The organism is Desulfoferrobacter suflitae (assembly GCF_022603395.1).
Classification (GTDB): Bacteria; Desulfobacterota; Syntrophobacteria; order Syntrophobacterales; family Syntrophobacteraceae; genus Desulfoferrobacter; species Desulfoferrobacter suflitae.
The window spans coordinates 25463-34094 of record NZ_JAIBKA010000021.1 but is presented as its reverse complement, the minus strand read 5'-3'; the positions used below and the strand labels follow the sequence as shown (position 1 = coordinate 34094).

Here is an 8632-nt window from a genome sequence, read left to right as displayed (position 1 = left end):
TAAGTGGAAATATGAAACAACGTCCCCTATTCCCCACCTATTCCCCACCCTACAGCCTGAAGCCAAACCGAGACATATGCAACAACCAACAACAGCAAGGGCTCGCTCATGAAGTTCGAAACCCAAAAAAAACACAACGCAAAAGAAAAGCCAATTGAATCCGGCTTGTCCACCTGCCCGGCAGGTGAATCGTTTCTTCTGCCCCAACAGTCAGACTACGAGCAGGAATTCAAGCGACTGCAAAAACTCGTCAACGAGCAGCGTCTGCTTGGCCGCGAGATCGTAGTCGTTATGGGCGTAGGCTTCGTCGGCGCTGTTATGGCGGGAGTCATTGCCGACTCAGTGGATCGCACCACCGGGCAACCAGGCAAGTTTGTCATTGGCATGCAGCGCCCCTCTCCGCGTTCATACTGGAAAATTCACTATCTCAACCGGGGTTTGGCCCCCGTGCAGGCCGAAGACCCTGAAGTGGCGCCCATGATTCGCCGCTGTGTGCTCGACAAAAGGACGCTCACCGCCACCTTTAGCTATGACGCCCTGTCTCTGGCCGATGTGGTCGTGGTGGATGTACAATGCGACTATTTCAAGGAAACTCTTGGCAACTGTCGCCAGGGGCGTGCCGATATTGCAGCGCTTGAAGAGAGCCTGAAGATCATCGGCGAAAATATCAAACCCGCCTGCCTGGTATTGATCGAGACGACCGTACCGCCCGGAACCACCGAATATGTGGCTTATCCGATCATCAAGAAAGCCTTTGAGCGGCGCGGATTGCACCAGGCGGAACCGCTTCTGGCACACTCCTTCGAGCGGGTCATGCCGGGGCGCAACTACGTGAGCTCCATTCGCGATTTCTGGCGGGTTTGCAGCGGCATCAATGAAGAAGCCCGCCAGCGCGTCACTTCATTCCTCTCGGGCGTGCTCAACGTGGAAAGGTTCCCCCTCACGGTATTGGATCGCCCCATCGAAAGCGAGACCTGCAAGATCGTGGAAAACTCCTACCGCGCCACGATCCTTGCTCACTTGCACGAGTGGAGCCTGTTTGCCGAACGTAACGGAGTGGATCTCATCAAAGTGATTGAAGCCATCAAGGTAAGGCCGACCCATTCGAACATCATTTTTCCCGGCCCCGGCATCGGCGGCTATTGCCTGCCCAAGGACGGCGGTCTCGGAGTGTGGGCCTACCAGACCCTCATGGGGTTTGAAGACGATATTTTCAAAATCACCCCACAGGCCATTGATATCAACGACACGAGGGCCCTGCATGCCGTTCAGCTGGTACGCGACGCCCTGCGCAACATGGGCAAAATCGTTGCAGCATCCAAAATAGCGGTCCTTGGCGCCTCTTATCGGGAGGACGTGGGAGACACTCGCTACAGCGGCTCGGAGCTCATCGTGCGCAAGCTCACCGAAATGGGGGCCGAGGTGGTGGTGTACGACCCTTACGTCCAGCACTGGTGGGAATTTGAAAAACAAGAAACCTACCCTGCCCCCGGCCACTCTTGGTCCCGTTTCTTCCGCAACCAGGGCAAGCTAGGCAACCTTTACGTGCACAAAGAGATGGCCGAAGCCCTCCAGGAATCCGACGCGGTGGTACTGGCCGTCCGCCACCAGGCGTTTCTGGCGCTGGAGCCGGACAAAGTGGTGAAGATGACCGGCCGTCCCGTGGCCATGGTGGATTGCTTTGGCATGCTCAGCGATCAAAAGATCCGCCGCTATTTCGAATTCGGCTGTGAAGTGAAAGGCTTGGGCCGCGGGCATATTAAGCGAATCAAAGACGAAGTGAAAACCAAATAGTTTATTTACAAAAGGCAACGAAGAGAACGAAGTTTTTTTTCTTTGTTTCCTTCGTTTCCTTCTGTAAAAAGAAAAAAGGATTCATCATGCAACCCGACACGGGCATCGCCGTCATCGGCTCCGGCTACTGGGGCAAAAACCTCGTTCGCAACTACCATCAACTTGGGGTGCTGAAGCTCATCTGCGACAAAAACGAAGCAGTGCTTGCCCAGTTCAGAGACCAATACCCGAATGTCGAAACCTGCCTGGCGCTGCCTGACCTCTTGTCACGACAGGATATCCACGGGGTGGTCATCGCGACCCCGGCCGAGACCCACTTTTCCCTCGCCCGCGAAGCCCTGCTGGCGCAAAAACACGTCTATGTCGAAAAACCCCTGGTGCTCGACGAAGGCGAAGGGGAAGAATTGATCCAGCTGGCTCAAAAAGACGATCTGACCCTGATGGTGGGGCATCTGCTCCAGTATCATCCGGTTTTTGTGCGACTTAAGGAATTGGCGGCGGGCGGTGAGCTCGGCCGCATCAACTACATCTATTCGCATCGCCTCAATCTTGGCAAAATCAGGCGCGAGGAGAACATTCTGTGGTCCTTCGCGCCCCACGACATTTCGATGATCCTGTCCCTTGCCGGCGAGGAGCCGGAAAGCGTCTCGGCAACCGGCGGCTGCTATTTGCACCAGAAAATCGCCGATGTGACCACTACCCACATGGAATTCCCGTCTGGGCTCAGGGCTCACATCTTCGTCTCCTGGCTGCATCCCTTCAAAGTGCAGCAACTGGTAGTCGTTGGAGACCGCAAAATGGCCGTCTTTGACGACACGCAGCCCTGGCAGGATAAGCTGCTGCTCTATCCCCACCGCATCAGGTGGCAGAACCATCTGCCCGTCCCGACCAAAGGCGATCCCGAGCGACTGGAAATTCCCCAGGCCGAGCCCCTGCGCATGGAATGCGAACATTTTCTGACCTGCTTGTCCAACGCAAATCGCCCGACAACCGACGGCAGCGAAGGCCTCCGCGTACTCCGCATCCTCAACGCCGCCCAGCGCTCACTGGACGGCGACTTCTGCAAAATCAACATGAAGGAGGCAACAGGCTATAGGCAAGAGGGTATAGGCAACAAATACCAGCCAGCCCATAACCTATCTCCCGGCCTCGATCACCAGTCGCGCCATTCACCGATTCACCGGTCCACCGATTCACCCTTTTTCGTTCACCCCACCTCGGTGGTCGACCACAACGTTTCCATCGGCGCGGGCACAAAAATTTGGCACTTTTCCCATGTCCTTTCCAACTCCACCATCGGCCAGAACACCAACATCGGCCAAAACGTCGTGGTCGGCCCGGACGTCCCCATCGGCAGCAACTGTAAAATCCAGAACAACGTTTCTGTTTACAAAGGAGTGATCCTCGAAGACGGTGTCTTCTGCGGCCCTTCAATGGTCTTCACCAATATTTACAACCCGCGGGCCGAGCTTCGCAAAATGGACCAGGTACGGCCGACCGTCGTAAAGCGGGGCGCCACCCTCGGTGCCAACTGCACCATTGTCTGCGGAGTTACCATCGGCCGCTACGCCTTTGTGGGCGCCGGCGCGGTTGTCACCAGAAACGTTCCCGACTATGCGTTAGTTGTGGGCAACCCCGCCCGCCAGATCGGCTGGGCCTGCCAGTGCGGCGAACGCCTTACAGAAGGTTTCGATTGTCTCATGTGTGGAAACAAGTATTTGAAGACCGAGCAGGGCTTGTGCGAAACAAAAGCTTAAATTTTTTTCACAGAAGGTAACGAAGGTAACAAAGGTTTTTTTCTTCGTTCCCTTCGTTTTCTTCTGTAAAATAAAAAAAACCATGCACTCGTCTTACACCCGAGCTGACGAGCTCAGCAAGCAGGTCATCGGTGCCGCCATCGAAGTCCATCGCATAAAAGGTGCCGGCCTTATCGAGTCCATCTACGAGAAATGCCTTATGCGTGAGCTCCAACTACGGGGCATCGATGCAAAGAGCCAAGTGGGGATTCCCATCGAGTACAAGGGTTACATCTTTGATGAAACCCTGAGATTGGATATATTGGTCGACAATTGCCTTCTGCTTGAGCTTAAGTCGGTTGAAAAGGTGCACCCTATTCACAAGGCCCAACTGCTAAGCTACATGAAGCTCTTGCAGACACCAATAGGACTTTTGTTCAACTTTCACGAATTGCAGTTGCGCGACGGCATCCACCGCATGATCCTGCCCGGCGCAAACTTATAATTCCCACAGAAGGCAACAAAGGTAACAAAGGTTTTTTCTTCGTTCCCTTCGTTTTCTTCTGTAAAAATAAAAAAACAGGAGCAAAAATGAAAATTCAAGTCATATACGAAGATGGCGTACTCAAGCCCACAGAGCCTTTACACTTAAAGCGCAAGCTGATCACCCTTTATGTGCCCGACGAGGAAGTTGAAGACCGGTCTTTACAGGCCGAACCTCCTAAAATTTTGCCGGTGACAGACCCTTTAGTGAGACAGCGTGCGGATGAACTTTTGAAACGCCTGGCAAAAATTCACCAAGAAGTTTTGGCTCTTCCCGAAGATCGGCTCCCCAAGGTGTCGGAAAAGCAGCTGGCACGAATAGAGGCGATGGAGATGAGAGAGGATCGTTAGTTGTGGATCTATTGTTGGATGTAAATATCGTTCTCGACATCTGTGCTTTGCGTGAAGGGTTTTCAGCTTCCGCAGCTGAGGCTGTGGAAAAATGTGGTTTATCGGGTGGAAGAGTTTGGCTCTACTCCGGTTCGGTACAGACCTATGACTACAATCTTCGCAGGGAATTACGGCGAACATATCTCAACAAGGGAATGAATCTTTCTAACTCCCAGTGCGCCGGATTGAGCAAAGCTGCGCTCAGCGAGTTTGCAAAGGACAAACATTGGCTGGCTGCATTGGCTGGAGAGGGGCACGTTTTTGCGGCTGAAGACCCGGAGGATGAACAACTGGTTCGGGCTCTGCAAAGATTCGAGGAAGGCACGATCAAAATCCTGACTCGGGATGCTGCCTTTATCGAAAAATGTGCTGATGCCATTACCCCCGAGGAATATCTGCAGGCGGGGCCGCAGCCCAAAGCAATGGATTTCATCGATCTTAAGAGCCAGCAGAACATTATCCGCCCCCAGCTGGAACGTAGCATTCACCGCGTGCTCCACCACGGCCAATACATCATGGGGCGTGAAATACGTGAACTGGAAGAGAAACTTTCTGCATATGTGGGCGTAAAGCATGCCATCACCTGCGCCAGCGGCACCGACGCCCTGCTGATAGCACTCATGGCACTCGATATCGGCCCGGGGGATGAAGTGATCACCGTTCCCTACACCTGGATTTCGACCGCCGAAGTTATCTCGCTGCTCCGGGCCAAGCCCGTCTTTGTGGATATTCTACCCGACACCTTTAATATGGACCCGGAAAAGTTCGAAGCTGCCATAACTCCTCGCACCCGCGCCATTATGCCCGTGGGCATCTACGGCCAATGCGCGGACATGACCCGGATCAATGCTATTGCTGAAAAGCACGGTCTTTCGGTTATCGAGGATGCAGCCCAGTGCTTCGGGGCGACCCATCACGGCACGAAGTCCTGCGGACTTTCGCTCATCGGCTGCACCTCTTTTTTCCCGTCCAAGCCACTTGGCTGTTACGGAGACGGCGGGGCTATTTTCGCTGAAGACGATACGCTGGCTGAAAAGATGCGCCAGATACGAGTGCACGGGCAAAAGGTCAAACACCAACATCCTTTGGTCGGTATCAATGGTCGATTGGACACCCTGCAGGCAGCAATATTGCTTGAAAAGCTTGAAGTCTTTCCACAAGAATGCGAGCACCGCTGGCGAACAGGGAAAAGGTACGATGAACTATTGGCAGACACTCCCGGCATCCGGACGCCGTTTATTGCCGAGGGCAACGATTCGGTCTATGCCCAATATACGATCCTCACACAAGAACGTGACAAATTGCTTAGCTCTTTGCAGGCCGTTGGCATTCCGGCGGTCGCCTACTACACTGTGCCATTACACCTACAGGGTGCGTTTGCGAGATTGAACTATAAAAATGGCGACTTCCCAGTGGCAGAAAAGATTGCTGCAGAATGTCTGAGCCTTCCCATGTCACCCTATCTGAGCAAAGTGGACCAGGAGAGGGCCGCAGAGGCCATGGTCGAAGCTCTTCGAATATAGGTGAACCCTTCTTCAACCTCTCAGCCTTTATTCGCCAGGTGCTTTGCTTTCGCGGTCGAAAAGAGGCCAGTCTGGAAGGACAATCTCATGAATTCTATTTTCGATGATAAGCGGGTACTCGTCACCGGGGCATGCGGCACCGTCGGAAGCGAGCTCGTACGTCAATTGCTGGAAGACTACCGCGTAGGCGAGTTGATTGGTCTCGACAATAATGAAAGCGAGATCTTTTTCCTCGAACAGAAGTATTCTAAACACCATAACGCGTATTTCTTTTTGGGAGATGTACGCGATCGGGATAAGCTCACAAGAAAAATGAAAGGCATCGATGTGGTTTTCCACACGGCCGCTTTCAAACATGTCATTCTTTGTGAGCGATCCCCCTTCGAAGCCGTGCAGACAAATATTCTGGGCGTTCAAAACGTAATCTACGCTGCCTGTGAAAATGACGTTGGCTCCGTCATATTCACTAGTTCCGACAAGGCTGTCAACCCTACTAACGTAATGGGCACCTCCAAACTTATGGGAGAGCGGCTTATGACCGCTGCGAATAGCAATCATCGAGGAAAAGGCCCTATTTTTGCCTCTACTCGTTTCGGCAATGTGCTGGGATCAAGAGGTTCGGTTATACCCATTTTCAGGGAACAGATCCGTCGGGGAGGACCGGTTACGCTTACAGATCCCGACATGACGCGTTTCATTATGAGCATCAAGGAAGCCGTAAAACTTGTAATTGATTCGTTGTCCCTTGCGAGAGGCGGCGAAGTGTTTGTCACCAAGATGCCGGTAATACGTATCAAAGATCTTGCAGCAGTCATGATCCGCGAGTTGGCACCCGGTTATGGACACAGGCCGGAACATATTCCCACTGAAGTCATTGGCTATAAACCAGGCGAAAAGCTTTATGAAGAGTTGATGAGCCAGGAGGAAACGAGGAGGTCCTGGGAGCTTGAAAGATATTTTGTCGTAATTCCAGCTTTTACATCGCTCTACAGAAATATCGATTACGAATATAAAGGAACAGAGCCGAAACCAGTCCATAAACCTTATAATTCGTGCAATGAAAAACCCTTAAGTCAGATGCAGATCACTCATTTTCTGCACAAGAACAGGTTGCTGGAAGATGTCCCCAATGACCATCCAGCCGAACGATACTGGCCCGATGAACGTCATGATGAGCGCAATGTTGAGACGTTTGCCAAGGCAAACCGGTGAAAAAGTTGCAAACCGAGTATTGATCATTTGGGGATGATTAATGTCGCCGGTTCCCGCCGGCTCGAGGAACTGAGGATGCGCGTATTAGTTCTAGGTGGTGACGGATATCTGGGCTGGCCGACAGCCATGCATTTATCCGCAAGAGGGCATGAAGTGGCGGTGGTTGACAATTACCTCCGCAGGCGACTCTGCCGCGAACTGGATGTCGAGCCCCTGTTTGAAGTCCCAAATCTTCATGACCGTGTACGCCTATGGGAAGCTATTTCGGGTCACAAGGTCAATCTTCTTATCGGCGACTTGATTGAATGGGAGTTCGTAGTAGAAGTTTTTTCAAAATTTAAACCGGATGCAATCATTCACTATGCGGAGCAGCCTTCGGCACCTTATTCCATGCTCAATCGAAGGGCAGCGACCCTCACTCTGCAGAACAACCTTCTTGTCACTGCAAATGTTATTTTTGCGGTGCGCGAATTCGCTCCCTCAGCCCACATCATAAAACTCGGCACCATGGGCGAATACGGTACCCCCAATATTGATATCGAAGAAGGTTGGATCGACATTCAACACAAGGGCAGAAGGGAGCGTTTCCTCTATCCGCGGCAAGCTGGGAGCCTGTATCACACGACGAAAATCATGGATACCGACCTGCTATGGTTCTATGTCCGGATGTGGAATTTGGCGGTGACTGACCTCATGCAAGGCCCGGTTTACGGGCTAATAACTGAGGAAAGCACGGAGGACAGTCGGTTGCTGCCCTTTTTTAACTATGATGAAATATTCGGAACCGTTTTGAATCGATTCATTGTTCAAGCTGTGGCCGGCTATCCTCTTACGGTGTACGGGCGAGGCGGCCAAACTCGCGGATACCTCAACATCAAGGATACGCTCAGCTGTGTGCGGCTTTCTCTCGAAAACCCTGCACGCAAAGGGGAGCTCCGCATTTTCAATCAATTTGTGGAGACTTTTTCTGTGAAAGAACTCGCCGAGCGCGTGCTCAAAGTCGGAAATAGCCTTGGCCTTGGCGTTCGAATTCAATCCGTTGAAAATCCACGCAAAGAGGCGGAAGAGCACTACTACAATCCCGAGCACACCGGTTTGCTAGAAATCGGCCTGAAACCTCACTATCTGACGGATGAAATCATAGCGGAAATGCTTGAAAAGGTAAGGTTGCATCAAAATGCTGTTCAATTACATAGGATATGCCGTGAAGTGAAGTGGGGATGATTTTATGGCAGTTGGAAAAAACGTTGCAATGAAACATGTGCTGCTCTACTGAATAGGAAATAGGACTCATAGAAAATCAGACTACTGCAACTGCCTGCACATTTTTGTTTCTATGGCGATTTAACGCGGCACCACGGCAGTCACAAAAGAGATGACGAGGGCTATATATTTAAAGATATTAGGATCTTACATTTCGCACACTGAAATCAT

7 protein-coding genes are annotated in these 8632 nt (G+C 52.0%); all 7 read left to right on the top strand.

Features of this window, described 5'->3' with window-relative positions; genetic code table 11:
• Positions 1 to 108 precede the first annotated feature (108 nt).
• A complete protein-coding gene (locus K1V27_RS21965; RefSeq protein WP_258932416.1) occupies positions 109 to 1794 on the top strand; it encodes a nucleotide sugar dehydrogenase in 1686 nt (561 codons plus the stop codon).
• Between the two features lie 86 nt (positions 1795 to 1880).
• Positions 1881 to 3551, top strand: coding sequence for a Gfo/Idh/MocA family oxidoreductase (locus tag K1V27_RS22655; protein ID WP_309574039.1), 1671 nt, complete (start codon positions 1881 to 1883; stop codon positions 3549 to 3551).
• Positions 3552 to 3633: 82 nt separating this feature from the next.
• Positions 3634 to 4035: a GxxExxY protein gene (locus K1V27_RS21950; RefSeq protein WP_258932415.1), complete on the top strand. Its 402-nt coding sequence runs from the start codon at positions 3634 to 3636 to the stop codon at positions 4033 to 4035.
• Positions 4036 to 4121: 86 nt separating this feature from the next.
• Positions 4122 to 4424: an antitoxin AF2212-like protein gene (locus K1V27_RS21945; RefSeq protein ID WP_258932414.1), complete on the top strand. Its 303-nt coding sequence runs from the start codon at positions 4122 to 4124 to the stop codon at positions 4422 to 4424.
• Positions 4425 to 4426: 2 nt separating this feature from the next.
• Entirely contained in the window at positions 4427 to 5986 is a 1560-nt protein-coding gene (locus tag K1V27_RS21940; RefSeq protein WP_309574038.1) for a DegT/DnrJ/EryC1/StrS family aminotransferase, read from the top strand.
• Between the two features lie 87 nt (positions 5987 to 6073).
• Positions 6074 to 7198, top strand: a complete 1125-nt coding sequence (locus K1V27_RS21935) for an SDR family NAD(P)-dependent oxidoreductase (protein ID WP_258932413.1) — start codon at positions 6074 to 6076, stop codon at positions 7196 to 7198.
• A gap of 75 nt (positions 7199 to 7273) precedes the next feature.
• Entirely contained in the window at positions 7274 to 8422 is a 1149-nt protein-coding gene (locus tag K1V27_RS21930; RefSeq protein ID WP_258932412.1) for an NAD-dependent epimerase/dehydratase family protein, read from the top strand.
• Positions 8423 to 8632: the final 210 nt, after the last annotated feature.

Excerpts from the sequence above, each read along its gene's own strand:
- K1V27_RS21965 (WP_258932416.1), top strand. The coding sequence starts at position 109 with ATGAAGTTCGAAACCCAAAAAAAACACAACGCAAAAGAAAAGCCAATT.
- K1V27_RS22655 (WP_309574039.1), top strand. The coding sequence starts at position 1,881 with ATGCAACCCGACACGGGCATCGCCGTCATCGGCTCCGGCTACTGGGGC.
- K1V27_RS21950 (WP_258932415.1), top strand. The coding sequence starts at position 3,634 with ATGCACTCGTCTTACACCCGAGCTGACGAGCTCAGCAAGCAGGTCATC.
- K1V27_RS21945 (WP_258932414.1), top strand. The coding sequence starts at position 4,122 with ATGAAAATTCAAGTCATATACGAAGATGGCGTACTCAAGCCCACAGAG.
- K1V27_RS21935 (WP_258932413.1), top strand. The coding sequence starts at position 6,074 with ATGAATTCTATTTTCGATGATAAGCGGGTACTCGTCACCGGGGCATGC.
- K1V27_RS21930 (WP_258932412.1), top strand. The coding sequence starts at position 7,274 with ATGCGCGTATTAGTTCTAGGTGGTGACGGATATCTGGGCTGGCCGACA.